This window comes from Acidobacteriota bacterium (genome assembly GCA_016713675.1).
Taxonomy (GTDB): domain Bacteria; phylum Acidobacteriota; class Blastocatellia; order Pyrinomonadales; family Pyrinomonadaceae; genus OLB17.
This window is the reverse complement of record JADJOS010000001.1, coordinates 1,393,134-1,418,210: the sequence shown is the minus strand read 5'-3', so window position 1 is coordinate 1,418,210 and position 25,077 is coordinate 1,393,134. Positions and strand designations below refer to the sequence as shown.

The following is a 25,077-nucleotide window of genomic DNA, read 5'->3' as shown; positions in this document are numbered from 1 at the left end:
TTAATACCCAATTCACCCGCGTTACATAGACTTGTCGCAAATCGTCGTTTAATCGAATAGAATTTAGGACAAGCTATGCAGCAAAATATTCTCATCGTCGAAGATGATGCGGACATCGCCGAGAGTTTGCAGTACAATCTCCGCCGCGAAGGCTATCGTCCGACGATCGCCGAATCGGGCGAGAAAGGATTACGTCTCGCTCTCGACGAAAAGAACGCTCCGTCGTTGATCATTCTCGACCTGATGCTGCCCGGAATGACCGGAATGGAACTGTGTCGAAGGCTCCGCCGCGAATCTCAGACCAAACTGACGCCGATCATAATGCTTACCGCCAAGGCCGCCGAGGGTGATAAGATCGCGGGGCTCGAGGTCGGCGCCGACGACTATATCGTCAAACCTTTTTCGATCAAAGAGGTGATCGCCCGCGTCCGGGCCGTGCTCCGTCGATCTGAGAAAGAGACTGAGCCGAAATACAGCGACGACAAACTGACCGTCGATTTTGCCGATATGCGTGTCGTCTGCGAAGGAACGGACGTTCGCCTCACGCGCAAAGAATTTGCCCTGCTCACGCATCTCATCCAAAACAGCGGCCGCGTCGCCGCTCGTCAACAATTGCTCGACAACGTTTGGGGCTACAGCTATTTTGGCGACACACGCACGCTCGACGTCCACATCCGCCGCCTTCGGCAAAAGCTCGGCAACTGCGGCGGCTGCGTTGAAACCGTCGTCGGCATCGGCTATCGTTTTATTGGGTGTAAGTAATGATCTCTACCGGCGTTGAGTTGAGTGCAACGCAAAACTCAAATCAGATACTGCAAAAGATCCTCGACACGACTCGAGAGTGTGTGCTTGTGGTCGATGCGGATATGCGGATCGTCGGGTCAAACTCACCCGCGGCGGAGATCTTCGGCCGAGGTTCAGAAATTGACGGGAAACGCCTGAGCGAGGTGGTGCGCGACCTCGATCTGCATGAAGCCTTTCGCCGGGCGATATTTTCGAATGCGTCGAGCGAGATACGACTCGAACTGAACAACGTCGACCGCCGATTTGACGTACATGTCGCTCCGCTCGAACTCGACGGCAACACACAGGCGATCGGTTTTTTCTATGAGACGACGAAGATCGAACGGCTAGAGTCGATCCGTCAGGAATTTCTCTCGAACATCTCGCACGAACTCCGCACGCCGCTCACATCGATCCTCGCCTTTGTCGAAACGCTCGAGGACGGCGCACTTGACGACACCGAGAACAACCGCCGTTTCCTCGGCGTGATCCGACGAAATGCCGAGCGGATGCACAGCCTGATCGCCGATATTCTCGAGCTCTCTCTTATCGAATCGGGCAAGGTCTCGGTCGAGACGCGGCCGGTTCATGTCGGCGTGCTGACCGATGAGATCTTCGCGAGCCTGACGGCGAAAGCCAACGAACGCGAGGTCAAGCTCTTTAACGACATCGACAAAAGTACAACGGTTCTCGCCGATAACGTCCGGCTTGAGCAGATGCTCGTCAATCTGATCGACAACGCTATCAAATTCAATCGCGTCGGCGGCAGCGTAACCGTTACACATCGCCGCCACGAGGATATGGACGTTATCTCGGTCATCGACGCCGGCGAAGGCATCATGCCCGAGCATTTGAGCCGCATCTTTGAACGCTTTTACCGTGTTGATCGTGCCCGTTCACGCGAGATCGGCGGCACAGGCCTCGGACTGGCAATTGTCAAACACCTCGCCCGCCTCCACGGCGGCGAGGTCAGCGTCAGATCGGTCCTTAGCGAAGGCACCACATTCCAGATCGAGCTGCCGGCGAATTAGGTCTTCTTGGTCAGCGACCTCTGCATCTTCCTCTCTTGTCTCTGCGTGTAATTCTGTTCACGGGTTTTTCCACGCAGAGAACGAAAAGAAAGACGCGGAGTTCGTTAAGAAGCTTTTTACACACCAACGCTCTTTCAAACTGGCCGCCAACATCGAATTAAAATAACTTCCATTCCGTCCCGAAGGTGTGCTAAACTAGCATTATCTTGACAGCAGGATCTGCATGGCGGTCACGCGGCGTTGATAGGCGTTAACGTGTTAGACCTCTCGTCTTTACGTGTCGCGAGGGACATTTTTATGGAACTCAGTGTCGGTCAAAAAATAGCTTATCCGAATCAGGGCGTATGCCTTGTCGAAGAATTCAAAACCTACAAGGTCGCCGGCGGCACCATGAGCGGCTTTAGCTTGCGCGTCCTAAATGACAATTCCACTATTTTTGTTCCCGAGGCGAGTGCCGACTGCATCGGGCTTCGTCCGCTGATCAGCACCAAACAATGCAAATGCCTGATCGAGCTTCTGGGTGAGGATTTTGACGACGTCTCGTTGGACTGGAAGACCCGCTCGAAAGAGTTTATCGAAAAGCTCCGTTCCGGAGACCTTTTTGAGGTTGCGGACGTTCTGAAAAAACTGACCTACCTGAGCCACGAAAAGAAACTCTCGTTCCGCGAACAGACCCTAATGGAAAAGGCCCGGTTTCTCATCGTTTCCAGAGCTCTCAAACGCCGATTCCAAACACAAGAACCACATTGACTCAGAGGTAGCACGCCTTGTCGCCGCCGCCTGTGCCAAACACCAGGAAACACACCCTGACGCATTAGCAGCAGCACACTAGCCCTTACTTTAAGTATTTGATCAGCCGACGCAGAGCGATGCGCGAGATGAGCTGCTCTTCGTCGAGCCGTACCGTTGTGCCGCGCTCGGAATAGCGATAGATGTCGTCAAACATCTCGCGGGCGGCCGCCTCGGCCTCTTCGGTCGTGTTTGTGAATTTCAGTGCGAGTGCCTGGATGATCTTGGTATACGCCGTAGCGGTGTCGGCGGCACGCCGTTTCACACGTCCGGGCGAGAGCAAATTGCTTTGCCGCCGCTCGATCGTGTAGGTCTGGTCTGCCAATGCCGGCATATCGATAACTCCTCTATTTACAGGTCACGGTAACGTTTGTGGTTCCAACGCCAAATTGGCCCGAGCGGATAAGAGGTCTCGCGTTTGCCGCGGATCACGTCAAACAGCAATCTCGAATAGCTCTGGATGAATGCCACAAAGTCCATTTCTCTCACTCTGGTCAATAAGTTTTGAGGAGCGGCCGAACCCTAACAACCGCTCCTCGATGCGGCCGAAGCCGCGATCAACGTCTGAAGGTTATCAAACGAGCTGTAGCCAAATTAACGTCAACGACAAAGGAGATTTGTCATAAGTGCGATCTTGGTATGGCACCCATCTAACATCACATTTAGCTAAAGCTTAAATCTAAAATACCTCCGTTATCATGGACGCGTCTGTGCGATGTCGCACTAAACAGGAATTTCATTCATTCCTTTATTGATGTTCATATGTCATTGAGCGCACATACTAGTCCGAAGACACGTTGTTAGGCTATTTGAACGGCTGCACGTAGGGCTCAAAAATACATTCACATGAGGAGAGTTTATGAACGCTATCGAATTATTAAAATCAGACCATGAGGTCGTAGCCGGCCTGTTCGCCGAGGTAGAGAAAACCGGTGAAGACAAGCATCCGGCGATCTTTCAAAAGATAAAGGCGGAGTTGGACGTCCATGCTCACATTGAGGAAAAGGTGTTTTACCCAAAGCTAAAGGCTGACGGTAACAAGGAACTCGTGGACATCGTGCTCGAGGGCGTCGAGGAACATCACCAAGTGAAAATGTTTCTCCGCGAACTCGATGCGCTTTCAACCGACAGCGAAAAATTCGAGCCAAAGCTGACCGTCCTGATCGAAGACGTTGAGCATCACGTCAAAGAGGAAGAAAAAGAGATGTTTCCGCTTGTCAAAAAACAGTTTGACGACGCAACGCTTGAGGAACTCGGCGCCGAAATGGAAAAAGAAAAGGCAGCTTTCAAAAGATCGTATGCTGCCGCGGCCGGAAAATAAATTCGCGACCGATCGAAAAAGCGGCCTGAAACAGGCCGCTTTTCTCACTACATTTGCGTCATACGTGACGATCACACCGACTTTCGGCCGTTCCAGCGTTGTTTTACAATACTCCGAACAGCGATCTGCCGGATCAGTTCCACTTCAGGCTTTCGTGTGTTCATGCCGTTTTCGCTTCGGGCAAACGCGCGGATATCGTCAAAGATCGCTGCCGCGGCGTTCTCCGCCTCTTCCTGCGTAGACATATTGTAGTTAGCCAGCTCGCGAATATACGCACCGTATGTGAGAGTACAATCCTCAACGGCCGTTGGATCACCAATATAGATCCGCTGAAAGATGTCCATTCCATTATGAGGCTCGAGCTGCGGTCGCTGATCGTTTGTGTTGATCATCACCTTGTAGGTTCTCCGTGAATGTGACTCTCTGCCGCTCGGTTCAAACTTTTCGCCGGTTCTTGCAGCCGCTCCGCCGCTGCCGGTAGTTGCAGCGCCGAGTCAGACCCAATGGTCTTAACTATCCTATACTTGCTTCGCCTGGGTTGATACAGACCAAATTTACGCGTGTTGTGACGGAATGTATGTGCGTTATCACACCTCGAAGCATTTCCGGGGCCGGTTCGAACTTTAAAGAATCGTCACTGTGCGAAATCGCACATACAACTAAGTGCTGTATCGCATATAGTGGCTTTCATGGATCGCTTAAAACAGGTAGAAAATTTGGCCGAAATAGTCAGATGCATCTGGTGCGACGCGAGGATCGGTCTCGCCTATCATGTCAGCGAACGTGTTTGCGTAAAATGCTTTCGCCGATTGCGGAGCGAGAATGTGCCCGACACTAAAATATTCGGCCGCGAGGAAACGGCGGGCTCTACTCAAAGGGCTGCGACCTAACCTTCCGCCCTCAAGAAGAAACAATTCTGAAGTCTCCACCCGCCGAGCGGTAAGCATGCGGTCTGGATTTCTGTGTGTGATATCGCACACATGTGTGGTATAGTCGAGCCGTCCCAATTACCTCTGCTGCTGATACCTTCGTTGATCGTGAGATAAACAATGCGCGCTTTGGTCGATCCGATAGAGGTCAGTAAAAATCATTTGCTTGCGGAACTGCCGCATGTTGAGTTTGAAAGGATCCGTCCTCACCTCGAGGCGGTGAACCTGCCGCTTGGTAGGGTTCTGTACGAATCGGGCGACCGCCTCGATTACGTTTACTTTCCGACGACCTGCATCGTATCGCTGCTATATATTATGGAAAATGGCGCGACCGCTGAGATCGGAGTGGTCGGAAACGACGGCGTTTTGGGCATCGCATTGTTCATGGGCGGCGACACGACGCCGAACCGTGCGGTCATCCAGAGTGCCGGCAGCGCATACAAGATGGCGGCGAAAGACCTGATGAATGAGTTTTCGCTCGGCGGTAAGTTTCACAATCTGCTGCTCAGATACACTCAGGCATTGATCACACAGATCTCGCAGACCGCGGTCTGCAACCGGCTTCACACCGTCGAGCAGCAGCTCTGCCGCTGGCTGCTGCTGAGCCACGACCGGCTCGATTCGGATAAACTGGTAATGACCCATGACCTCATATCAAACATGCTCGGCGTCCGCCGCGAAGGCGTAACACTCGCCGCCCGCAAGTTGACCGCGAAACATTTGATCAAAAACGTCCGCGGGACAATGACGATCCTCGACCGCCCGGGTCTCGAAAAAGCCTGCTGTGAGTGCTACAAGGTCGTAAATGACGAATACATTCGCCTCCTGGGCAGCGGCATGTCGCGGGCATTCGCCTAAAACGTCTAGCTATTGACTCTCATACCTGTTACCGTTACCTTTCTTCATCATCACGCGAAGATCTCTTTGACATTACGATCATTCGACATCGGAAAGAATTAACCTGTCCAACTTGTGCCGTCTGTGTTTTACGAAGCATTACCTCGAAGGGAGACATTCAAGATGCCGATGTCCGCGATTTCGCCAAACAACCTTCTCGCCGCCTTGCCGGCTCACGTGTATGCCGAACTGATCCCGAAATTCGAACGGTTGGACCTGGATTTTGCAAAGGTTGTTTACAACTACGGCGACACGCTCACTCATGTCTATTTTGTCGAAAGCGGCATTATTTCCCTCCTGGTAGCAGCCGATGATCACTCGACAATTGAGGTCGGCATGGTCGGACATGAAGGAATGGTAGCCCTGCCGGTGTTTTTAGGCGTCAATGTCTCGCAAAACCGGGCAGTGGTACAAGGTGCGGGCCGAGCGTTGCGAATGAAGGCAGCTGAGTTTGGAAACGAATGTATGGCCGGTGCCGACCTCTCTCGGATAATGCGCCTGTTTACCTATTCGATATTGATGCAGGTCGCCCGTTCGGCCGTCTGCAACCGATTTCACTCGACCGATTCGCGCCTGGCCCGCTGGCTATTGATGACACAGGACCGCATGAATTCGAACCATTTTCAGATCACACAGGAATTCCTTTCATATATGGTCGGCGTCCGGCGCGAAGCCGTAAACAAGGCCGCCACCGGCTTTCAACGCCGCGACCTTATCAGCTACGTCCGCGGAAGTATGACCATTAATGATCGCAAAGGCCTCGAAGCGTTAGCGTGCAGCTGTTACGGGTTGCCGAATGGTGGTGTGCCGGCTATGCCGGCTTCGAATAACTAGCCCGAACCACAGTTTTGATGTTCCCGCGAACGTGATAGTCGCCCTCGATCTCGACCTTGAGCGGGTCGCAGGCCGCAACAAAATCCTCGAGAATGACATTGACGACGTGCTCGTGAAAGATCTTTACGTCACGGAACGAGTTGATGTAGAGTTTTAGGCTTTTGAGCTCAACGCACAGTTCATCAGGCACATATTTGAGCCGGATCACACCGAAATCCGGAAAATCGGAAAACGGACAGATCGCCGTAAATTCAGGCATTTCAAATTCGACCCAGATCTCTTTCCCGGCAAATTCATACGGAAACGCATCGAGCGGATACAGGCCCATTTCGCTTCGCGGCGTTGGCGTTATATTGAGGCCCTGGTTGTTCACACCCTCAGGCGCGGTGTTTGTGTCTGGCATAATTATTCTTTCGTGAGCTGAATCCGCGAACGGTCGTGAGGTCGCTCACGCCGTCGCTTCGCATTTGCGTCAGCAGATTTACAAAAATATGGGCTGTCGCTAACGCATCGGCGCTTGCGCGGTGGTGGTTGACGAGGTCGATCGAGTAATGTTCGGCGACCGTGACGAGCTTGTGGTTGCGAATATCAGGCAGCAATTTTCGCGAAAGCTGAACCGTGCAAAGGCACGGATTTGCGAGCTTATAATCAGGAAACACGCGCCCGATCTCGTGATTGAGAAACCGCATATCAAACCCCGAATTGTGCGCGACCAGCACCGAATCACCGATAAATTCAAGAAAATCGTGAGCGACGTCCGCGAACGTCGGAGCATCGGCGACCATCGCGTCGTTTATGCCCGTCAGGCCTACGATGAACGACGGTATCGGCGTTTGCGGATTGACGAGCGTATGAAATTTATCGAGCACCTCGCCGCCCTTGACGCGATAGGCACCGATCTCGGTAATTCGGCACGGCGGTGCTTTCGCTCCTGTTGTTTCAAGATCGAAGACGACAAATTCGGTATTCTCGAGCTCGAGATGTTCAAATCCGTCATTGGCGAGGACCACCATGTCATCGTCCAGCGTCAGCCGCGGGTCGCGTGCAATGAGATCTGCAACGAGCATTTTCGCGAGGTTTCGTTCCGGCTTTCTGATCTTCATCACAAAATCCACGACACTCACCGCCGACGCTTTGCCGTCGAAGGAACGCAGTAACGCGATCGTCTCGTTTATTAGCAATGACTCGGAAATTAAGTTAGGATACGGTGTCATCGAGTAGAGTTTAGCAGAGTTTGCGGAGTTTATTGAGTTCGCAGAGCGTTTTGGGTTAGTCTATTTCAAATGGATATCCTCGAAAAATTCAGGGAAACAAATGCGCTTCTAGAGGGCCACTTTGTGCTGTCCAGCGGGCTGCACAGCCCTAAGTATCTACAGTGCGCCTTAGCTCTTCAGTTTCCCGCAGACGCGGCGAAATATGGACGCGAGATAGCCGAGCACTTTCTCGACGCCGGCATTGATACTGTCGCCTCGCCGGCTATCGGTGGGCTCGTCATCGGTTTCGCGACAGCCGCGGCGATGAATATACGGTTTATTTGGACCGAACGGCAGAATGGCGAGATGACGCTGCGTCGGGGATTCAGCCTCAAAGAAGGTGAACAAATTTTGGTCGTCGAAGACGTGATCACGACCGGCGGTTCGACACGCGAGTGTATCGCGGCACTAACCGCAAACGGCGGAGATGTGGCTGCAGCAGCTTCGATCATTGACCGTTCGAATGGCACGGCAGATGTCGGCGTGCCGCGGATCTCTCTTGTAAGCATCGACGTACCGAGTTACGCGTCGGATGTATGTCCAATGTGCGCACAGGGCATTGAGGCCGTCAAACCGGGAAGCAGGACGGTGGCAGCACAATGACCCGACAATGCTGTTTTTTGTCGATGGACCACATGGGCCAATATGTCGCTGATGACGATCTGGCCATTGCTCCGCTCGAAGAGCTTGGATGGAAGGTCGAAACCGTTTCGTGGCGCGATGCCTCAGTCGACTGGAACCATTTTGAGATCGTCGTCATCCGCACGCCGTGGGATTATCAACGCTCACCCGACGAATTCCTCAAGGTCCTCGAAAGGGTCGATTCATCATCGGCTCGCCTCGAAAACCCGCTCGATGTCGTAAAATGGAATCTTGATAAACGGTACCTTCGCGATCTTGAATCTCGCGGTCTGCGGATCGTACCGACTATCTGGGACGGTATTTACGAGCAGCGGTCGTTCTATCGCTGGATGGCAGACCTAGGCTGTGAGGAGTTGATCATCAAACCCACGATCAGCGCAACGGCTGAACACACATACCGGCTGAACGAGTTCGATCCGCTGCTCGCCGAGATCTTTGCGACGCGTTCGTTCATGGTGCAGCCGTTTCTCGAAAATATCGTCACTGAGGGCGAGTATTCTCTCTTTTATTTCAACGGCGAATACAGCCATGCGATCCTCAAGTCGCCGAAAGAAGAGGATTTTCGCGTTCAGGAGGAACACGGCGGCCTGATCACAGCGGTCGAACCGACATCGGAACTGAGCGATGCGGGCCGGAAAGCCTTTGAGATGATATCGCCTTCGCCCTTATATGCCCGCGTCGATCTCGTCCGTGACGACGAAGATGAGTTTGCCCTGATCGAGCTTGAACTGATAGAACCGGCACTTTACTTGCGAATGGACGCGGATTCACCGCAGCGATTTGCGTCGGCGATCAATGAACTGATGTCGTAGTATCTATGTCAGAAAAGGCGGCCGAATTTTGGACAAGGTTTCGAGGCGAATTTCCGGGCGTCGAAGGCGGCGAGCGTTATCAGGTCTGGTATTTCGGCAACACGCCGGAAATGGCGTTGGATCTGGCAGGCTTGGTCCTCAGTGGAAACAAGACCGCGACGGCAAGCCTGGCAATTGTCAATGAGATCAAACCGGACGAGGCCCCGATAGAGAACGGCTACAGCGTCGTCACTGACCTTCATGGCGAACCAATATGCGTGATCCAGACGACGGAGATACGGCATTTACCGTTCATTGAGGTCGACGCCACTTTTGCTTTTGACGAGGGCGAAGGCGACGGGTCGCTCGAATATTGGCGTAACGTGCATCGCACTTATTTCGAACGCGAAGCCGCCGAACTCGGCATCGAATTCACCGATCGATCGGTCGTATGCTGTGAGCGTTTTAGGTTATTGTTTCCACGATGAATTACCGACTGTTAATACAATACGACGGCACCGATTTTCACGGCTGGCAGGTTCAGGAAAATTCGCGGACGATACAGGGCGAGCTCGAACGCGTGATCGGGATGCTCGAAGATGGTGACGTCAAGGTCACCGGTTCGGGCCGCACGGACGCCGGTGTTCACGCCGACGGACAGGTCGCGAATGTGTTTTTGAACCGCCCGTTCACGCCCGAAAAGCTCAAGAACGCCATCAACGGCAACATGTGGCGCGATATCCGCATTATGAAATGCGAAGAGGCTCCGGACGAGTTTCATGCACGATTCAATGCGAGATCGAAAACGTACATTTATCGCGTCGTTAACGCACCGGTAATGTCGCCGTTCTGGCGGCGTTTTGCCCATCACGAGACACGGCCGCTCGATGTCGGCCGTATGAATGACACCGCGAGATCGTTCCTCGGCGAACACGACTGGACAGCATTTTCGTCCGCTCAGGCAGACGGCGAGAACCGGGTTCGGAACGTGACGGATTTTACCATCGAATCCCGCTGGGACGATCGTGCCCAGGGCGTGATGATCGAGTTTCGGATCAGCGCAAAAGGCTTTTTGCGATACATGGTCAGGTCGATAGTCGGCACGATGCTCGAGGTCGGGCGTGGCGAAAAAGATTCTGATACAATTCAAACGGCAATTATCACAGGAGATCGCGACCTCGCCGGTAAAACAGCGTCAGCCCAAGGCCTGACGCTGCTGAAGGTCGATTATGACTAAGAATTATTGCCCGCTAAATGCGCGAAAAAGCTCAAAATACTAAATCTAGGATGTATATCTACCACATCGTATTGCCCGAAGCTTGGGAGGCGTTTGATGGCGACACTTACGAACACGCAAGCCTTGCGAGCGAGGGATTCATCCACTGCAGCTTTGATCGCCAACTCGACGGCGTGATCGAACGTTATTACGGCGGCGTGGATAAGGTGATCTTGCTTGAGATCGACAGTGACCGATTGACGAGTGAATTCGTCACAGAACCATCGACCGGGGGCGAGATCTATCCGCACATATATGGCCCGATCGGTCGTGACGCGATCGTTGGAATAACCGAAAGGGATTTGAACGCGGATAAAACGGATCGGGCAGATATGCGCGGATCTGAAAGATCTTGAATTTCTTATACCGAAGATCCGCTTGATCCGCCCGGTCAGTGTGCGAAATATACGTTGACGTTATGCACGAGAATTTTGCCGGAATCGTAAAACCTAACACCGCCGAGGCTGCATCACTGGCGGCGATCGATCCGGCACGTTTGCCGCGGCACATCGCCATTATCATGGACGGCAACGGCCGCTGGGCTAAGCGGCAGGGCAAACCTCGGATATTTGGGCATCGTGCCGGTTCTGATTCTGTCAAAGCGATCATCGACACCTGCGCACGCATGCAGATCGAGGCTGTCACGCTCTACGCGTTCTCGACCGAGAACTGGAAGCGTCCAAAGGCTGAGGTCTCAGGCCTGATGTCGATGCTCAAACGCGTGCTCAAACGTGAACTCGACGAGGTGCACGGCAATAACATCCGTTTTCAGGCGATCGGTGATCTTCACGGACTTTCGCCTGATGTTCAAAAAGAACTTGCCGCCGCGACCGAAAAGACCAGAGACAACACCGGAATGGTGCTCAGCGTCGCCCTCAATTATGGCGGCCGAGCCGAGATCGTCAGGGCCGCACGCCTTGCTTATCAGGATCTCGAACGCCGCGGCGACGTTATCGATCACCTTTCCGAAGCCGATATCGAACGCAATCTTTATACACACGCGTTGCCTGAGGTCGATCTGATGATCCGCACGAGCGGCGAGTTTCGAATTTCGAATTTCCTGCTCTGGCAGCTTGCTTATAGCGAAATATACGTCACGCCGACGCTGTTCCCTGATTTTCGACGGCCGCAGATATTTGAGGCGATAATCGATTACCAAAAACGCGACCGGCGATTTGGCGGTGTGAAGTAGGACGGTTAGGCTGAATTCAAACAGGATGAGCAGGATAGACAGGATGTTTTTGAAAGCAACTTGATCCATCATTCGATTTATCTTGTTGATCCTGTCTATCCTGTTTATTTTATCTGATTAGCTATGAAGACCCGACTATTAACAGCAGCTATCGCACTTCCGATCATCATCGCATCGATCGTGCTGCCGGCATATTTTCCGGACACGGTTTGGCTGTTTGTCGCCATCGCGGGTTTTGCGTTGGCTGCCGGATTGTTCGAGTTCTATTCGCTGACCAAAAAGCTTGAGCTGAAAGCAGATGCGGCGATCGGTTATTTGGGAGCGGCTGCTCTTTTCATCGGCTTTGTTTTCGATGCTCCCGCAAAAGCTCCTGATCTGCTTATCGCGACGGTCGGCGTGATAGTCATCACGGTACTGATCTCACAGACTTTTCGTTTTCAAAAAGATTTTACCAAGATGCTGACAGGCGTCGGCGTGACGCTGCTCGGCGTGTTTTACGTAGCATTCTTAGGCGGGTTTCTGGTCGCGACGCGTATCGGTTTTGAGACGCCTGCGAACCTCTCGACGCATCTGCTCGCATTCTTTTTTCTGGTGATCTTCGGTTCGGACGCCGGAGCATATTTTGCCGGCAGGGCTCTGGGCAAACACAAGCTTGCACCGGCCATCTCACCGGGCAAGACGGTCGAAGGACTCGTCGGCGGCATCCTTGCGGCCGCCGGCTTTGCGGCACTCGCGACGTGGTGGTTCTTTCCCGAACTGCCGTACAAATGGTCGATCCCGCTGGCGATCGTCCTCGCGGTCGTAGGTGTCCTTGGCGACCTGTGCGAAAGTGCGATGAAGCGCGGATCAAACACCAAAGACGCCGCGAGCATTCTCCCCGGCCACGGAGGCCTGCTAGACCGGCTCGACAGCTTGCTTTTCGGTGCACCGATACTCTATTATTTCGCACGCTTTTATTTTTAGCTTTACCTAAAATCAATTACCAAAGACAAAGGAGAAACGAACGCATGAGTGAAGAATCAGAAAGACAAGCGATGGTGGACCGGTTTGAATTTTTTGCCGCGATCCTGCTCGGCCTTGCCGCAATTTGTACGGCATTGTCGAGTTTTCAAGGCGGGCTGTGGGACGGCAAACAGGCCGAAGCGTACGGCAAAGCAAATACCGAAGCGACCGCCGCTGCGGCTGAACGGGCCAAGGCGATAGTCGAAATGTCAAAAGACGCCCAGATCGAGATCACGGCCTATCAGTTGATCGAAGAGGGTTTGAACACTGTGGACTCCAATCCAAGTGTTGCAGCCAGCTCATTTAGGATCGCCTCGTACCTGTACACCCGACAGATCAGCGACGCCGGTTATAAGGCACTGGGATTACCGCCGGAAGTCAGGAAAAATGACGATGAAGACGATGAAAAGACGGAAACCCTCAAATCTGAATTGCTCGATAAGGCGAGCGAACTAGATCTGGTTGACAACCAAACTTATCAGAAAGAGATGATGGCGAAGGCCGACGAATTGAATACTCAATCGGCGGCGACCTTTAAGGAAGGCAACGATGCGAACGAAATGGGCGATAAATTTGAGCTTGCAAACGTAATGTTTGCAGTGGCCATGTTCTTTATGGGTATTGCTCTGGTATTCAAGACCGATATTAAATGGAAGGTCCTGATCGCGGGCGGCGTCATGCTGGTCGTGCCGTTTGTCTATACACTTACGCTGAAATGGACATTCTGACGATGCTTTGCCGCCGTTAAAATTTGCGTTTTGTCAGGCGCGTCTAGTATCATTCAGGTTTGTTATGAACGCAGTTCGATTTGACGACAATAATTGAATGGCGAGTACGTTGCTACCGAGCGTGCCGCCTTTCGTTTTGTCACAAAATCGAAAGGCGTTTTTATTTTGGAGTTTTGTGCCGGCGAAAAACACAAAACGATCGAAAAATTGGAATAGAATATTTTCGTGTCTTTAGAGTGTTTCGTGGGCAAACGATCTTTATGCTTGATGTATTAGGAAATTTGGAGAGGACCCACACATGCGGCGAGCTTCGCGAAAGCGATGTCGGACGACAGGTCGTGCTGATGGGCTGGGTTGCGAAGAAGCGCGATTTCGGCGTTTTTACGTTTGTCGATCTGCGCGACCGCGAAGGCATTACGCAGATCGTCGTCAGCGAGGAGGAAACGCCTCTCAGCCATGCCAAGGCGAAGAATCTGCGGGGCGAGTTTGTCGTCGCAGTCAAAGGCGAGGTAGTCTCTCGTGCCGAAGGAACGCATAATGCAAAACTCGCGACCGGCGACATCGAGGTCAAGGTCAATGAGATCTTGATCCTCAACGACGCGAAAGTGCCGCCGTTCCAGCTCGAGGTCGCCGGCAGCGAAAACCTCGCTGACGAATCGACGCGTCTCAAATACCGCTACCTCGACCTCCGACGTCCGCAGCTGCAGCACAATATTCGTATGCGTGCTAAGGCTGTCGCGGCGATCCGCGAGTATTTTGACGAACGCGGTTTTATCGAGATCGAGACGCCGATATTGCTTAAATCGACGCCCGAAGGTGCACGCGATTTTATCGTGCCGTCGCGCATTCACACCGGCAAATTTTTTGCGTTGCCGCAGTCTCCGCAGATATTGAAGCAGTTGACGATGATCTCCGGTTTCGACAAGTATTATCAGATCGCCCGTTGTTTTCGCGACGAAGATCTCCGCGCCGACCGTCAGCCTGAATTCACACAGCTCGATATGGAAATGTCGTTCGCCAATCCCGAGATGGCTTACCGCGAGATCGAGGGTATGTTCGGCCATGTATTCAAGCTGATCGGCGTCGAACTCCCGGCCCAATGGCCGCGAATGACGTACGCCGAAGCGATGCGCCGTTACGGCAGCGACAAGCCGGATCTGCGATTTGAAATGGAACTAACAGACCTCAGCGGCGAACTCGCCGGAACCGATTTCGCTCCGTTCGCGTCCGTGCTCGAAGCCAAAGGCGAGATCAAATGCATCACCATCAAAGGCAAGGCCGATTACTCGCGCAAACAGCTCGACGACATGCAGGATTTTGCCAAACGCTACGGCGCAGGGGCACTCGCGTGGATCAAGGTCGGTGAGGAGATCACGTCATCATTGCTCAAGGTCCTTGGCGAAGAAAAGATCGGACAGTTAGCCAAAACTGCCGGCGCCGAAAAAGGTGACATTGTTCTGATCATCGCGGGTCGAAAATCGGTCGTTGCGGCGGCTCTCGGAGCTTTGCGCGTCGAGATCGCGAAACGCGAAGACCTAATCGACCGCACTGCATACAAACCGCTCATCGTCACCGAATTTCCGATGTTCGAGCACGACGAAGAGACCGATAGCTATACGGCGGCGCATCATCCGTTCACGTCGCCGATGGACGAGGACCTTGAGAAATTCAAGACGGCGGTAAATGACGAATCGCAGCATCACCTGCTCGGCAGCGTCCGGGCTAAGGCGTACGACGCCGTCATCAACGGCTACGAATGCGCCGGCGGCTCGATCCGTATCCATCAAAAAGAGATACAGGCTTTGAACTTCAAAGCCCTGGGATTGTCGCTCGAAAAGGCCCGCGAACGCTTCGGCTTTTTCCTCGACGCCCTAGAATACGGTACGCCGCCGCACGGAGGCTTTGCCGCCGGTGTTGAACGCACGTGCATGATCCTCTGCGGCACCGAAAACATCCGCGACGTCATGGCATTCCCCAAGACCGCATCGGCACAAGACCTAATGATGGATTCGCCGGGCGAAGTTGACGGTTCGCAATTGAAGGAATTAGGAATAGACGTTAGCCACGAATAACACGAATTTCACAACTGTAAGAAATTATTCGTGACATTTGTGTAATTCGTGGCAAAATCTTGTTTTGGGAACAATAACGGTGAAGCGGTCGTAAATTCAGTAGCGATGGCGACAAAGTACGATACAAATCCGCTTGATCCGGAATTTCCGGAGAAAGCAAAGGCGGCGGCTGAGGCTAACGCTACTCAATACTTGCCCAATCAAGGCGGCGAAACGCGGCAGTTTGCGCCGACAGCTCTTCCGACCGAGGAGCAGACCCGACGATTTGCCGAACCTGACGTACAGGGCGACTCGGCTCCGTATGCGAATCCGTACAACGGCCAGTATGTTCCGGCAAATTATCAGCCGGTGAGCTTTGGGAACGTTGACAGTTCTACAAACCGCAAGGTCGCCAAGATCGGCCTGCCGGAAAACATCGTCACTGCATTGCCGTATTTTCCATGGTTTCTCGGCCTTGTCGCCGGTCTTTTGATGCTGGTCTTTTTGCCTAGAAGTGAAGCCAAGGTCCGGTTTCACGCGGCTCAGGGCCTGGCGGCCCATATCGCCATTCTAATTGTGGCAACGATCCTTGGTGTTCTCAGCGAATTGACGGATTTTGCGGGCATCGGCAACGGCATCTTCAATCTCGTGACGACGATCATGCTGATAGTCTTCGCGTACAAGGCCTGGAAAGGCCGCCCGGTCCATATTGAATCGATCGAGGAACTGACCAACTGGCTCGAGGAAAAGATCAGCCCCAAACAATAACCAATGTTTTGTCCAAAGTGCGGCACAACTGTAGGCAAGGATCTCAAATACTGCAAAAATTGCGGTGAGCAATTGTTCAAGGCTGCCGAGTTTGACATAGACGGCACGCCGGGCAAGATGCTCGACAACGTTCTGACGACGTTATTTTTAGTCGTGATGTTCGGGCTTGGAATTCTCGTCGGCCTCGTCGCCGTACTGTTGGGCAACAGCATCGAGCCGAAATTCGTGGTCATGATCGCTATCGCATATCTTGCCGCTGTTTTCGGGATCTGTTACACACTCTTGAGCCAGGTGCCAAAGCTGATCGACGCCCGGCTCAAATCGGGCATGAACGTCCACGAGACCAGCCAGCCGCAACAATTACGCCCGCTAACGACGGCTCAACTCGAAGAATTTCGCGAACCCGCGATGAGCGTCACCGACCACACCACAAGGGCACTCGAAGAAATGCCTTTAAAGCGAAGCTAGCCTATTTACATTTGGCATCAGGACTCATCGTCGCGACGCACCGTTTACTGCAGGTTTCTGAAACAAACTTCATCAATGCCTCGTCCTTGAATATCGCTTCCTGTTTCGATGGAGAACCGGCGGATTTGCCTTTGGGCGAATCGAGCCAGATGCGGTACATCGCGTCATATTCAGGATCTGCATCGCGGCAGTAATTGTTGCAGGCGTTGCCTTTAGCTTCGTCGGCCGTCTTTGCTTTACCTTCTAATGTCTTGCCTTGATAGGTCACCGTTCCGACACATTCGGAACCGGCACCGCCGCACCCAAGTACGACCGCGATCAGCACCGTTGAGATGATCGTGAGCGTCAGATATGATCTTCGCGTCTTCATTTTTTCCTCCCGTCAAAAACTTTCGGCCTCGACCAATTCGCCGCTTTCATCGCGTTCTCCGCGGAGCTTTAGCAGACCGATGATGACGAGATAGATCGCAAGTACGATCAGTGCGAGCGACGTGACGCCGTTGACGAGCTTGATGTCGAAGCCGGTCGACGCCTGAAAATTGCCTATCACGAGCGACGACAAAGCCCACAGCGTGATCGCTAAAACGAATAGCATCGGCAGCAGCGTAAACGCGATGCGGCGTCTTGCCTTATACAGCCAAACCGTGATCGAAAGCAGCGTCAACGCGGCGAGGAGCTGGTTTGACGCACCGAACAGCGTCCAAAATTCAAGATACGATCCGGGGGGCGCAAAAAATATCAGAAGGAACGGAAGGGCGACGGTCACAAGCGTTCCGATCAGCGCGCCGATGTGCCCCGGCATTCCGATCAGTTCCTGCACCAGATATCGCCCGAGCCGCATCGTCACGTCGAGCGTGTCAAAAACAAACGTCGAAAACGCCATCGCACCAAACGTTATAGCAAAAGCGAGATACTCTTTACCGATCACCAGCGAGAGAAAATTGCCGATGCCGTTACCGTAGATCTTGCCGGCTGACAGGCTCTTGCCATCGGGACCGACAAGTGCGTCGCCGGCGGCGATCATTACTGTCACAAGGGCGATAAACGCGACAAATCCCTCGGCGAGCATTGCCCCGTAACCGACCGGCCGGGCGTGTGATTCCTTGTCCAACTGCTTAGACGTCGTACCCGAACAGACCAGCCCGTGAAAGCCCGAACACGCTCCGCAGGCGATCGTCACGAACAGGAACGGGAACAACATACCGGTCATTCCGCCGACGTCAAATGATTTGAACGCCGGCTGTTGGATCGAATAGCCGCCAAAGAAAATGCCGATGACACCGACCGCGATCGCCGCATAAAGCACAGATCCGCCAAGATAGCCTCGAGGCTGCAGTAACGCCCAGACAGGCAGCAGTGAACCGATGATGCAATAGACAAGTATCAGTATCGCCCACGTCTGATGGCTAAAACTCAGGACGTTCGAGAACTGCGTTCCAACATAGGAAAGCGCAAATGTCGCGGGAACGAAGATCACTGTGGCGAGCCAGAGCGGCGGCTTAAGATAACGCTCGACAAGGCCGAGAATAATTGAAAGTCCTAGATACAGTACGCTCGCCATTGCGACGGCACCGCCGGGGTTGAACTTCGTCTCGCCTGCCAACGCGTCGTCGCCCGCGACAAACGTCCCTGCCGTAATATCGGTGAACGCAACCGTCACGTAAACAAGCGCGATCCAAATGAATCCCATTAATGCCCGCCCGGCCTTTCCACCGAGCTTGTCACGTGTGATCTCGGCAACTGATTGTGCACCGTGGCGGACGGACGAGGTCAATGCCGAAAAATCGTGAACCGCACCGATCAGCACCACGCCCAACGCTATCCATACCAGACACGGCAGCCAGCCGAATGCGATACATGCAATGATCGGCCCCGCGATCGGCCCGGCCGCCGCGATCGCGGAAAAATGCTGGCCGAAAAGGTAAAACGGCTGAGTCGGCACAAAATCTTCGCCGTCATTGACCTTATTCGCGGGAGTGACCCGGCTGTCGTCGAGTTTGAATTGCTTTGCGACCCAACGGCCATATGCAAAATAACCAAAAACGAGCCAGGCGATGACACCAAGTGCGAGTAGCGTAAGCATAGATCTTGTGTTCGAGTAAACTGTTCGATAATTTACGCTATTTTTGTGTCGATGAGCAAACTCGGCATTCGGAAGGTTGGCCTGACAAAGACAGTTGTCAGCTGATCTTCTATTTGCAAAAGTAGTAAAATGGCAGCTATGGAAAACACGAAGTCGTTACAGCAGCAATATTCGCCCGAGAGCATTTGCTTCGGCTGCGGCCCGGCAAATGAGAAAGGGCTGCATGTCAACAGTTATCCTGAGGGCGATGAGGTCGTTGCGGTGTGGCACGCTGAACCTCAACACCAGGCGTTTCCGGGAATGCTGAACGGCGGTATCATCGGCACTTTACTCGATTGTCACTCGAACTGGGCGGCGACGTACTTCCTGATGAAACGCGATGGCAAGGCCGAGCCCGATTGCACCGTTACCGCCGATTTTCACGTCAAACTGCTACGCCCGACGCCCTTCGACGTCGCGATACATCTGCGAGCCCGCGTCGTAGAATCAAAAGAGGACCGCGCGACAGTCGAAGCCGAGTTGATCGCCAACGACAAGGTCTGCGCAACATGCCGAGGCACTTTCGTCGCCGTCAAAGAAGGTCATCCGGCATATCACCGTTGGTAAATGGAGAACGAACAGATGGATAGATCCGCGATGATCGCCGAATTGAAAAACAAATACAACGCCTTTACTGACTTTATCGGAGGGCTGTCCGAGGATGATTTCCTGTTTTCGCTAAATGGTGAGAAATGGAGTGCCGGCCAGCAGATCGACCATCTGTGCCTTTCGGTCAAACCGCTGAACAGAGCGCTCAGTGCTCCTGCGTTTACGCTAAAGGCGATGTTCGGAAAGGCAGATCACCCTTCGATGAGCTATGACGAATTGGTTGCCCGCTATCGAGCTGAACTTGCCGCCGGCGGAACTGCAACGGCGGCGTTTCGGCCGGAAGTTATACCGTTCAGCCGTAAAAATGAGCTTGTAAATACCTTGACAGAACTTGTTTCGAAGCTCTGCTCGAAGATCGAGAAATATGACGAAAGCGAACTCGACGTTCTCGTGCTCCCGCATCCGCTGCTCGGAAAGTTGACGTTTAGAGAGATGTTCTACTTCACGATCTACCACGCCGAACATCATCATCAGCACTCTAAGCAGAATCTCGCCGCAAGGCCGGCACAAGGGTCTTGATTTGTTTCTCGTAACTCTCTCTCAGATCAAGCCGCTCCATCCATTCGGACTGCTCGTGCATCAGACGAGGCAGATGAATTACGTCCGACAAGGCGTAGTCGACCAATTCGTCCGTCCAAACGCCATCCCATTTTCGATTGAATTTCGCACGCTGTGATTTGTCGAGATCGACGGCGAAATAGCGGTACAGCGTCTCGGCAAGCGACGCGGATTGGCCGGCACCGCGGGTCAGTACCTTTTCGGCGATCATTGTGTCGTAGACATTTTCGACCGCGTAGCCATTCTCGCTAAGGAAATCGAGGTCGAACTTGGCGTTGTGAAAGATCTTGACGATCGATGAATTCATTAGAATTTCGCCCAACACACCAAGCGGCACGCCCTCACTAATTGGAACCAGAACGTTAAATTTGCCATCCGAAAACTGCACCGAAAACAATCGTCCGTGCCGCGCACTTAGGCCCGACGTTTCAGTGTCGCAGCCGAGCACTGAGGCCAACGAAAGAACGTCAAAGGCCCTTTCGATCTCAGCATCGGTGCGAGCGACTAGAATATCCATTGCTTAAATTGTAAATTACTTAACAGAAAAGAAATAACAGCAACATCTGAATATGCCCGAAATACTAACCGACATCGAAGCCCGCGTTCTAGGATCCTTGGTTGAAAAACAGCTGACGACTCCCGAATACTACCCGCTCACGCTAAACGCGCTCATCAACGCCTGCAATCAAAAGAGTAACCGTGACCCGATGGTCAATTATGACGAAACGACCGTCAATCAGTGCCTCGAAACTCTGCGCGACCGCAATCTCGTCTATGTCTTTTACGGCAGCACCAGCCGCGTGCCCAAGTACAAACACATGCTGCCGACCGTTTACGAACTCGACCCTGCCGAAACGGCCATTATCGATGTTATGTTGCTTCGCGGGCCGCAGACGCTGGGCGAATTGCGCACGCGGACCGAGCGTTTGCACGGGTTCTCAGGCCTCGGTGAAATACAGGAAACGCTTGACGGCCTCGCTCGCCGCGACGACCCGTTGGTTGTAAGATTGCCCGTCCAGCCCGGCCAAAAAGAAGCACGATTCGCTCATCTCTTATCAGGCGAGATCGACATCGAGGCATTTGCGGTCGCCCAGGCAACACGTTCGACCCGAAGCAGCGTCGACGCAGAACGCGTCGAGACATTGGAAGAAGAAGTAACGAGTTTGAGAGTCGAGGTAGAGGAATTGAAGCAGACCTTCCAGGAATTCAAGAAGCAGTTCGAATAAATAAGAGCCGCCCGCTCACGCAGGCGGCTCTCACAAGCTAGTTATCGTACTTCACCTTAATGCGGTGAACGCCGATCTTCATCTGAACGAGTTCCTCGACGGTCACATTCGGATTTTCCTGCTTAGCGCGTCGAATATACTCGGCACCGATCTTGAAGATACGGAGCTTCACAATATCTTCCGAATCGAGGTTTGTCAGACCTTCGGCCTTGATCTCACTCAGAAATTCCGGTGTCACCTTAAAGATCCGGAACTTTACAAGCTTCTCAAAATCTTTCTCCGCAAAGCCCATGTCGTTTACCTGACGAACGTATTCGGCATCGATCTTGAAGATGCGTGCCTTAACGAGATCTTCCATTGTCAGGTTTGGAAAACCGGTCGCTTTCATCTCGGCCATAAAGCGTGAATCGATCTTGAATATCGCCGCCTTAAAGAGATCGTCAACGTCGAGATCCCCAAATCCGACTGATTTGAGATCGTCGGCAAGTGCGGTCGTAACGTTGATCAAAGCAGCCGAAAGAAGACGCTCATCGACGCCGTTATCGTGCTTGGACGAAGATCTTTCAAAATCGAAGCCGCGAGCTTTCATTCCCTGCAGATATGACGTGCTTGGCGTAAATCGGAATGTTCCCGAACCCTTGCCGTTCGTAAATGTGCCCTCGCAATCGATTGTTCCTGCTTCTCTCACGATGCGAAAGCTGACGGTTCCGTTCAGCGTCTGCTCGCGGGTCAAACCTTGCAGATCAGCGTATTCAAAGCCCGAACCAAACTGATTGCGGTTACGCCCGTCCGTATTGCTGCTGAATGATAGATGCAGTTTGTTCTCGTCCTTTTTGAGGATGGTATTATCGAGGACGTCGTCGCCGTCCTTTTTATGCTTGTCGGACCAGGTATCCGACTTCCAGGTTCCGGTCACGACCGATTGGGCCACGATGGTGATATTGCCAATTACAATTATTATTATTGCGATGCTCGCGAGGCCCGACAACAGGCCGTATGAATATTTCCGCATGAAAACCTCCGATTTTGTCTAAATTTTGGTAGCAACAAATGCGTTACAAAATAAGAACACCGCGCCGTTGGGATTTGTGACAAAAAGAAAAAGGCCGAACTCGCAAACTTGCGAATTCGGCCTCTTTGATCGAAAATTCCGGCGTATTACGGCTTCTTTTTAGGCGTTGCTGCCGGCTTTTGCGGAGCGACGTTTGAGAGTGTCTTCAGCGTCGTAATAGCCTCGGCGGCGTTTGCTTTGTATTTGTGAGTGTCAGGTGCGACGCTGACAAACTTCTGCAGATAATTTGCGGCTTCCTGCAGCATGGCCTTGTCTTCCTTGACGTAACCTTCATTTACCAAGCTCAGACCTACGCCGGCGAGAGCGTCAGGATTTTCCGGCGATGTTTCAAGGATCTTTTTGTATTCCACGATGGCGTTCGGCGAATCACCGACCACACGATACAGATCTGCCATTATAAGCATCGCACCGGCCTTCTTCGCCGCGTCCGGCTCGAGTGCAACGTATTGCGGAATCATCACCTTTGCAGCCTCGATCACGCCTGGATCGACCTGTTCGGTAGCAACTGCAATACGAAACGCCTCTTTCGCCTCACGGGTGGCATTCAGTTTGTTGCCGTCATTGAATACCGGATCCTTTATCTCAGTTGCCGGAGCTTCGCTGGTCATTTTCCAAGCACGCATATGCGAATCCGCAGCATCAAGAATATCTTGTTTCGCTTTGTTATAACCGGCTATTTTTTCAGAAACCTCGGTCAGTTTTACGGATTTGTTGTAGGTCTCGACCGCCCGAAGTCTAAGCGATGTACCGCGATTGTTCAGCAACACGGGCGTACTTCCGACAAAATTAGGTTCGATCGCTATACCTTCGTCATATTTTGCGATCGCCACATCGTAATTCTTTGCATTTACGGCGTCGGCACCTTCTTTTAACAGTTGGTTCACTGCATCATAGTTTTTTGCCGCTTTCTCATTCTTGGCTGTTATCTCAGCGACCTTTGCCTCGTACTCGAGCTGTTCTTTTGATTTTTCACCCTTTTTTTCACCGGAGCTCGCGGTGCCCGGATCGCCGGCCTTTGCGGGGTTTGCAAGTGATTCACGGACCTCGGCTTCGGTAAGCTTTCTGCCGTTGCCGGGCTGCATCGTGAACAAGAGTTTCTCCTGCCCTGCTCTTACGCCCGGAAATATCTTTGGTTCACAATTTGGCGCACTGACCGATAAGGCATACGTCGCACCGAGAAGCAGGCCCGCAAATGCAAAATCGCCTTTCTTGCCAGTCTTGTTCGACGGGAATCCCGATTTTACATCTGTACGGTATACCTCAATAACGGCTCCGGCAACGGGTTCACGAGTACCATCAGCTTTCAGCAGTTCGACCTTCCCGCTGGTTGCCGCCGTCTGGCCAAATGCATTGACACCGCCCATTGCAGCAACGGCAAAAATAATTGCGGTCAAAATAAATGATTTCCGAAACATAAGTTCCTCCAAGTTTGCACGTCTGTTGTTGCAGACACGTGTATGATGTAGCCCTTAAAAAAAGGGTTTGTCGCTATTACATTATTCTAACCCAAACTACCGCATTATTTGAAACAAAGAGCTTGACTTACCCAGGTTCAAAATCACTCGCCGTTGTGATATCTTTGCCTTTCGCATGACCTTCGCAGACGCAGATCGGATCGTTAAATGAGTCAACAAGTCTATAATTTCAGTGCCGGCCCTGCGGTGATGCCCGGCGCGGTACTAGACCGTGCCGCCGCCGAAATACGCTCAGTTAACGGTATCGGCATGAGTGTGATGGAGATCAGCCATCGTTCGCTGCACTTTGAGAAGATACTGATCGATGCGGAACAAGGCCTGCGCGATCTGCTCCGCGTTCCCGATAATTTCCGCATCTTGTTTCTGCAGGGCGGGGCGTCGATGCAATTTTCGATGGTGCCGATCAATTTCCTCGCTGCCGATGAAACCGCAGATTACGTGATCACGGGATTCTGGGGCCGCAAAGCCCTTGCCGAAGCGAAAAAATGCGGCAGCATCAATGTCATCTACAACAATGCCGATGGAGGCTACAAATCGCTGCCCGAGCAAGGCGAATTAAATTTCAGCCCCAACGCCAAATATATCCATTACGTCGCGAATGAGACTATTGAGGGCGTCGAGTTCAAATACGACATCGACGGCGGCGGCATTCCGGTCGTCTGCGATATGTCGTCTAATATCTTGTCGAAACCGATCAATTGGGACAAATATTCGCTCGTCTACAACGGTGCACAGAAAAATATTGGCCCGAGCGGCGTTGCGGTCGTTTTCATCCGCGACGAAATGCTCGAAAAGGTCCCGCAAGGGCTGCACACGCTGCTCGATTACCGTGCGATCGCCGAAAACGTTTCAATGGCGAACACACCGAACACCTGGGCGATCTACATGATCGGCCTGGTGTGCGAATGGCTTAAGGGCGAAGGCGGCGTGGAGGCGATGGAGCAGCGAAATGTCGAAAAAGCGGGCCTTCTTTATAAAGCGATCGACTCAAGCGACGGTTACTACACCGGCCACGCAGGTCGCGATGTGCGCTCAATGATGAACGTCTCATTTCACCTTCCAACGCCCGAGCTCGACGAACAATTCTGCGCCGAAGCAACAGAAGTCGGCCTCGACGGCCTTCGCGGCCACCGGTCTCTCGGCGGCGTCCGAGCGTCGATCTATAACGCCATGCCCCGCGACGGTGTCGTTAAATTGGTCGATTTTATGCAGGAATTTTCACAAAGGAACAGTTGACCGACAGCGATCAATTTGGATCCT

At 52.8% G+C, this 25,077-nt stretch carries 31 protein-coding genes; 21 read left to right on the top strand and 10 right to left on the bottom strand.

Annotation, left to right across the window (positions count from 1 at the left end; translation table 11 throughout):
- Nucleotides 1–75: 75 nt before the first annotated feature.
- The 3 genes from IPK01_06470 (at nt 76) to IPK01_06460 (ending at nt 2,564) form a co-directional block, all read left to right on the top strand.
- Nucleotides 76–762, top strand: a complete 687-nt coding sequence (locus IPK01_06470) for a response regulator transcription factor (protein ID MBK7933136.1) — start codon at nt 76–78, stop codon at nt 760–762.
- Complete coding sequence (locus IPK01_06465; GenBank protein MBK7933135.1) at nt 762–1,814, top strand: PAS domain-containing protein; 1,053 nt, start codon at nt 762–764, stop codon at nt 1,812–1,814. Before IPK01_06470 ends, IPK01_06465 begins: the two co-directional genes overlap by 1 nt.
- 297 nt (nt 1,815–2,111) lie before the next feature.
- Complete coding sequence (locus IPK01_06460) at nt 2,112–2,564, top strand: hypothetical protein (GenBank protein MBK7933134.1); 453 nt, start codon at nt 2,112–2,114, stop codon at nt 2,562–2,564.
- An 85-nt stretch (nt 2,565–2,649) separates the two neighbouring features.
- On the opposite strand, the gene IPK01_06455 is transcribed toward IPK01_06460, so the two are convergent.
- Complete coding sequence (locus IPK01_06455; protein ID MBK7933133.1) at nt 2,650–2,937, bottom strand: hypothetical protein; 288 nt, start codon at nt 2,935–2,937, stop codon at nt 2,650–2,652.
- 525 nt (nt 2,938–3,462) lie between these two features.
- On the opposite strand from IPK01_06455, the gene IPK01_06450 reads away from it, so the two are divergent.
- Entirely contained in the window at nt 3,463–3,924 is a 462-nt protein-coding gene (locus tag IPK01_06450; protein ID MBK7933132.1) for a hemerythrin domain-containing protein, read from the top strand.
- Nucleotides 3,925–3,995: 71 nt separating this feature from the next.
- On the opposite strand, the gene IPK01_06445 is transcribed toward IPK01_06450, so the two are convergent.
- Together IPK01_06445 and IPK01_06440 are read right to left on the bottom strand one after the other, a co-directional pair.
- The gene (locus tag IPK01_06445; protein MBK7933131.1) at nt 3,996–4,316 is read right to left on the bottom strand and encodes a hypothetical protein; all 321 of its coding nucleotides are present in this window, start codon (nt 4,314–4,316) and stop codon (nt 3,996–3,998) included.
- A gap of 306 nt (nt 4,317–4,622) precedes the next feature.
- Nucleotides 4,623–4,799, bottom strand: a complete 177-nt coding sequence (locus IPK01_06440) for a hypothetical protein (protein ID MBK7933130.1) — start codon at nt 4,797–4,799, stop codon at nt 4,623–4,625.
- A gap of 174 nt (nt 4,800–4,973) precedes the next feature.
- On the opposite strand from IPK01_06440, the gene IPK01_06435 reads away from it, so the two are divergent.
- Entirely contained in the window at nt 4,974–5,711 is a 738-nt protein-coding gene (locus IPK01_06435) for a Crp/Fnr family transcriptional regulator (GenBank protein ID MBK7933129.1), read from the top strand.
- Between the two features lie 162 nt (nt 5,712–5,873).
- Nucleotides 5,874–6,584 (top strand): Crp/Fnr family transcriptional regulator, encoded by a 711-nt coding sequence (locus IPK01_06430; protein ID MBK7933128.1) that lies wholly within the window; start codon nt 5,874–5,876, stop codon nt 6,582–6,584.
- Here IPK01_06430 and queF read toward each other — a convergent pair.
- Together queF and IPK01_06420 are read right to left on the bottom strand one after the other, a co-directional pair.
- Nucleotides 6,562–6,912, bottom strand: coding sequence for an NADPH-dependent 7-cyano-7-deazaguanine reductase QueF (gene queF / locus IPK01_06425; GenBank protein MBK7933127.1), 351 nt, complete (start codon nt 6,910–6,912; stop codon nt 6,562–6,564). The two genes, IPK01_06430 and queF, sit on opposite strands and share 23 nt — an antisense overlap.
- A 49-nt stretch (nt 6,913–6,961) precedes the next feature.
- The gene (locus IPK01_06420; protein MBK7933126.1) at nt 6,962–7,798 is read right to left on the bottom strand and encodes a 3'-5' exoribonuclease; all 837 of its coding nucleotides are present in this window, start codon (nt 7,796–7,798) and stop codon (nt 6,962–6,964) included.
- Between the two features lie 69 nt (nt 7,799–7,867).
- Here IPK01_06420 and IPK01_06415 point away from each other — a divergent pair, with 69 nt between their 5' ends.
- From IPK01_06415 to IPK01_06365, 11 genes are all read left to right on the top strand, one after another.
- The gene (locus IPK01_06415; GenBank protein MBK7933125.1) at nt 7,868–8,440 is read left to right on the top strand and encodes an orotate phosphoribosyltransferase; all 573 of its coding nucleotides are present in this window, start codon (nt 7,868–7,870) and stop codon (nt 8,438–8,440) included.
- Nucleotides 8,437–9,291 carry a hypothetical protein gene (locus tag IPK01_06410; protein ID MBK7933124.1) on the top strand — a complete coding sequence of 285 codons (855 nt, stop codon included), beginning with the start codon at nt 8,437–8,439 and terminating at the stop codon, nt 9,289–9,291. The genes IPK01_06415 and IPK01_06410 overlap by 4 nt, the downstream gene beginning before the upstream one ends.
- Nucleotides 9,292–9,296: 5 nt before the next feature.
- Entirely contained in the window at nt 9,297–9,758 is a 462-nt protein-coding gene (locus tag IPK01_06405; protein ID MBK7933123.1) for an ASCH domain-containing protein, read from the top strand.
- Nucleotides 9,755–10,507 carry a tRNA pseudouridine(38-40) synthase TruA gene (gene truA / locus IPK01_06400; protein MBK7933122.1) on the top strand — a complete coding sequence of 251 codons (753 nt, stop codon included), beginning with the start codon at nt 9,755–9,757 and terminating at the stop codon, nt 10,505–10,507. The genes IPK01_06405 and truA overlap by 4 nt, the downstream gene beginning before the upstream one ends.
- Nucleotides 10,508–10,557: 50 nt before the next feature.
- Nucleotides 10,558–10,902 carry a DUF952 domain-containing protein gene (locus IPK01_06395; protein ID MBK7933121.1) on the top strand — a complete coding sequence of 115 codons (345 nt, stop codon included), beginning with the start codon at nt 10,558–10,560 and terminating at the stop codon, nt 10,900–10,902.
- Between the two features lie 62 nt (nt 10,903–10,964).
- A complete protein-coding gene (locus IPK01_06390; GenBank protein ID MBK7933120.1) occupies nt 10,965–11,738 on the top strand; it encodes an isoprenyl transferase in 774 nt (257 codons plus the stop codon).
- A 123-nt stretch (nt 11,739–11,861) separates the two neighbouring features.
- Nucleotides 11,862–12,701 carry a phosphatidate cytidylyltransferase gene (locus IPK01_06385; GenBank protein MBK7933119.1) on the top strand — a complete coding sequence of 280 codons (840 nt, stop codon included), beginning with the start codon at nt 11,862–11,864 and terminating at the stop codon, nt 12,699–12,701.
- A 44-nt stretch (nt 12,702–12,745) separates the two neighbouring features.
- Nucleotides 12,746–13,468, top strand: coding sequence for a hypothetical protein (locus tag IPK01_06380; protein ID MBK7933118.1), 723 nt, complete (start codon nt 12,746–12,748; stop codon nt 13,466–13,468).
- A 260-nt stretch (nt 13,469–13,728) separates the two neighbouring features.
- Entirely contained in the window at nt 13,729–15,540 is a 1,812-nt protein-coding gene (gene aspS, locus IPK01_06375; GenBank protein MBK7933117.1) for an aspartate--tRNA ligase, read from the top strand.
- A gap of 105 nt (nt 15,541–15,645) precedes the next feature.
- Nucleotides 15,646–16,287 carry a hypothetical protein gene (locus IPK01_06370; protein ID MBK7933116.1) on the top strand — a complete coding sequence of 214 codons (642 nt, stop codon included), beginning with the start codon at nt 15,646–15,648 and terminating at the stop codon, nt 16,285–16,287.
- A 3-nt stretch (nt 16,288–16,290) separates the two neighbouring features.
- Entirely contained in the window at nt 16,291–16,755 is a 465-nt protein-coding gene (locus IPK01_06365; protein MBK7933115.1) for a zinc ribbon domain-containing protein, read from the top strand.
- Nucleotide 16,756: 1 nt separating this feature from the next.
- Here the strand turns inward: IPK01_06365 and IPK01_06360 are convergent, their stop codons facing one another.
- Both IPK01_06360 and IPK01_06355 read right to left on the bottom strand, forming a co-directional pair.
- Nucleotides 16,757–17,125: a hypothetical protein gene (locus IPK01_06360; protein MBK7933114.1), complete on the bottom strand. Its 369-nt coding sequence runs from the start codon at nt 17,123–17,125 to the stop codon at nt 16,757–16,759.
- Nucleotides 17,126–17,137: 12 nt separating this feature from the next.
- A complete protein-coding gene (locus IPK01_06355; protein ID MBK7933113.1) occupies nt 17,138–18,838 on the bottom strand; it encodes a carbon starvation protein A in 1,701 nt (566 codons plus the stop codon).
- A 129-nt stretch (nt 18,839–18,967) separates the two neighbouring features.
- Here IPK01_06355 and IPK01_06350 point away from each other — a divergent pair, with 129 nt between their 5' ends.
- Nucleotides 18,968–19,444 carry a PaaI family thioesterase gene (locus IPK01_06350; GenBank protein MBK7933112.1) on the top strand — a complete coding sequence of 159 codons (477 nt, stop codon included), beginning with the start codon at nt 18,968–18,970 and terminating at the stop codon, nt 19,442–19,444.
- Between the two features lie 15 nt (nt 19,445–19,459).
- Nucleotides 19,460–20,005, top strand: coding sequence for a DinB family protein (locus tag IPK01_06345; GenBank protein MBK7933111.1), 546 nt, complete (start codon nt 19,460–19,462; stop codon nt 20,003–20,005).
- Here the strand turns inward: IPK01_06345 and IPK01_06340 are convergent.
- On the bottom strand, nt 19,965–20,561 hold the full coding sequence (locus IPK01_06340; GenBank protein ID MBK7933110.1) for a hypothetical protein: 597 nt from the start codon (nt 20,559–20,561) through the stop codon (nt 19,965–19,967). The genes IPK01_06345 and IPK01_06340 overlap by 41 nt on opposite strands.
- A 52-nt stretch (nt 20,562–20,613) precedes the next feature.
- Between IPK01_06340 and IPK01_06335 the strand changes: the two genes are divergently transcribed.
- On the top strand, nt 20,614–21,270 hold the full coding sequence (locus IPK01_06335) for a YceH family protein (protein MBK7933109.1): 657 nt from the start codon (nt 20,614–20,616) through the stop codon (nt 21,268–21,270).
- Between the two features lie 37 nt (nt 21,271–21,307).
- On the opposite strand, the gene IPK01_06330 is transcribed toward IPK01_06335, so the two are convergent.
- Both IPK01_06330 and IPK01_06325 read right to left on the bottom strand, forming a co-directional pair.
- Nucleotides 21,308–22,282, bottom strand: a complete 975-nt coding sequence (locus tag IPK01_06330; protein MBK7933108.1) for a hypothetical protein — start codon at nt 22,280–22,282, stop codon at nt 21,308–21,310.
- Between the two features lie 146 nt (nt 22,283–22,428).
- Entirely contained in the window at nt 22,429–23,757 is a 1,329-nt protein-coding gene (locus tag IPK01_06325) for a hypothetical protein (GenBank protein MBK7933107.1), read from the bottom strand.
- A gap of 207 nt (nt 23,758–23,964) precedes the next feature.
- Between IPK01_06325 and serC the strand changes: the two genes are divergently transcribed.
- Nucleotides 23,965–25,053: a 3-phosphoserine/phosphohydroxythreonine transaminase gene (gene serC, locus IPK01_06320; GenBank protein ID MBK7933106.1), complete on the top strand. Its 1,089-nt coding sequence runs from the start codon at nt 23,965–23,967 to the stop codon at nt 25,051–25,053.
- Nucleotides 25,054–25,077 lie beyond the last annotated feature (24 nt).

Coding starts and splice junctions, on each gene's coding strand:
- IPK01_06430 (MBK7933128.1), top strand. CDS start 5,874: ATGCCGATGTCCGCGATTTCGCCAAACAACCTTCTCGCCGCCTTGCCG.
- IPK01_06385 (MBK7933119.1), top strand. CDS start 11,862: ATGAAGACCCGACTATTAACAGCAGCTATCGCACTTCCGATCATCATC.
- truA (MBK7933122.1), top strand. CDS start 9,755: ATGAATTACCGACTGTTAATACAATACGACGGCACCGATTTTCACGGC.
- aspS (MBK7933117.1), top strand. CDS start 13,729: ATGCTTGATGTATTAGGAAATTTGGAGAGGACCCACACATGCGGCGAG.
- IPK01_06370 (MBK7933116.1), top strand. CDS start 15,646: ATGGCGACAAAGTACGATACAAATCCGCTTGATCCGGAATTTCCGGAG.
- IPK01_06450 (MBK7933132.1), top strand. CDS start 3,463: ATGAACGCTATCGAATTATTAAAATCAGACCATGAGGTCGTAGCCGGC.
- IPK01_06360 (MBK7933114.1), bottom strand. CDS start 17,125: ATGAAGACGCGAAGATCATATCTGACGCTCACGATCATCTCAACGGTG.
- IPK01_06445 (MBK7933131.1), bottom strand. CDS start 4,316: ATGATCAACACAAACGATCAGCGACCGCAGCTCGAGCCTCATAATGGA.
- IPK01_06460 (MBK7933134.1), top strand. CDS start 2,112: ATGGAACTCAGTGTCGGTCAAAAAATAGCTTATCCGAATCAGGGCGTA.
- IPK01_06395 (MBK7933121.1), top strand. CDS start 10,558: ATGTATATCTACCACATCGTATTGCCCGAAGCTTGGGAGGCGTTTGAT.
- IPK01_06380 (MBK7933118.1), top strand. CDS start 12,746: ATGAGTGAAGAATCAGAAAGACAAGCGATGGTGGACCGGTTTGAATTT.
- serC (MBK7933106.1), top strand. CDS start 23,965: ATGAGTCAACAAGTCTATAATTTCAGTGCCGGCCCTGCGGTGATGCCC.
- IPK01_06355 (MBK7933113.1), bottom strand. CDS start 18,838: ATGCTTACGCTACTCGCACTTGGTGTCATCGCCTGGCTCGTTTTTGGT.
- IPK01_06365 (MBK7933115.1), top strand. CDS start 16,291: ATGTTTTGTCCAAAGTGCGGCACAACTGTAGGCAAGGATCTCAAATAC.
- IPK01_06390 (MBK7933120.1), top strand. CDS start 10,965: ATGCACGAGAATTTTGCCGGAATCGTAAAACCTAACACCGCCGAGGCT.
- queF (MBK7933127.1), bottom strand. CDS start 6,912: ATGGGCCTGTATCCGCTCGATGCGTTTCCGTATGAATTTGCCGGGAAA.
- IPK01_06465 (MBK7933135.1), top strand. CDS start 762: ATGATCTCTACCGGCGTTGAGTTGAGTGCAACGCAAAACTCAAATCAG.
- IPK01_06410 (MBK7933124.1), top strand. CDS start 8,437: ATGACCCGACAATGCTGTTTTTTGTCGATGGACCACATGGGCCAATAT.
- IPK01_06405 (MBK7933123.1), top strand. CDS start 9,297: ATGTCAGAAAAGGCGGCCGAATTTTGGACAAGGTTTCGAGGCGAATTT.
- IPK01_06455 (MBK7933133.1), bottom strand. CDS start 2,937: ATGCCGGCATTGGCAGACCAGACCTACACGATCGAGCGGCGGCAAAGC.
- IPK01_06335 (MBK7933109.1), top strand. CDS start 20,614: ATGCCCGAAATACTAACCGACATCGAAGCCCGCGTTCTAGGATCCTTG.
- IPK01_06330 (MBK7933108.1), bottom strand. CDS start 22,282: ATGCGGAAATATTCATACGGCCTGTTGTCGGGCCTCGCGAGCATCGCA.
- IPK01_06340 (MBK7933110.1), bottom strand. CDS start 20,561: ATGGATATTCTAGTCGCTCGCACCGATGCTGAGATCGAAAGGGCCTTT.
- IPK01_06350 (MBK7933112.1), top strand. CDS start 18,968: ATGGCAGCTATGGAAAACACGAAGTCGTTACAGCAGCAATATTCGCCC.
- IPK01_06435 (MBK7933129.1), top strand. CDS start 4,974: ATGCGCGCTTTGGTCGATCCGATAGAGGTCAGTAAAAATCATTTGCTT.
- IPK01_06420 (MBK7933126.1), bottom strand. CDS start 7,798: ATGACACCGTATCCTAACTTAATTTCCGAGTCATTGCTAATAAACGAG.
- IPK01_06345 (MBK7933111.1), top strand. CDS start 19,460: ATGGATAGATCCGCGATGATCGCCGAATTGAAAAACAAATACAACGCC.
- IPK01_06325 (MBK7933107.1), bottom strand. CDS start 23,757: ATGTTTCGGAAATCATTTATTTTGACCGCAATTATTTTTGCCGTTGCT.
- IPK01_06415 (MBK7933125.1), top strand. CDS start 7,868: ATGGATATCCTCGAAAAATTCAGGGAAACAAATGCGCTTCTAGAGGGC.
- IPK01_06470 (MBK7933136.1), top strand. CDS start 76: ATGCAGCAAAATATTCTCATCGTCGAAGATGATGCGGACATCGCCGAG.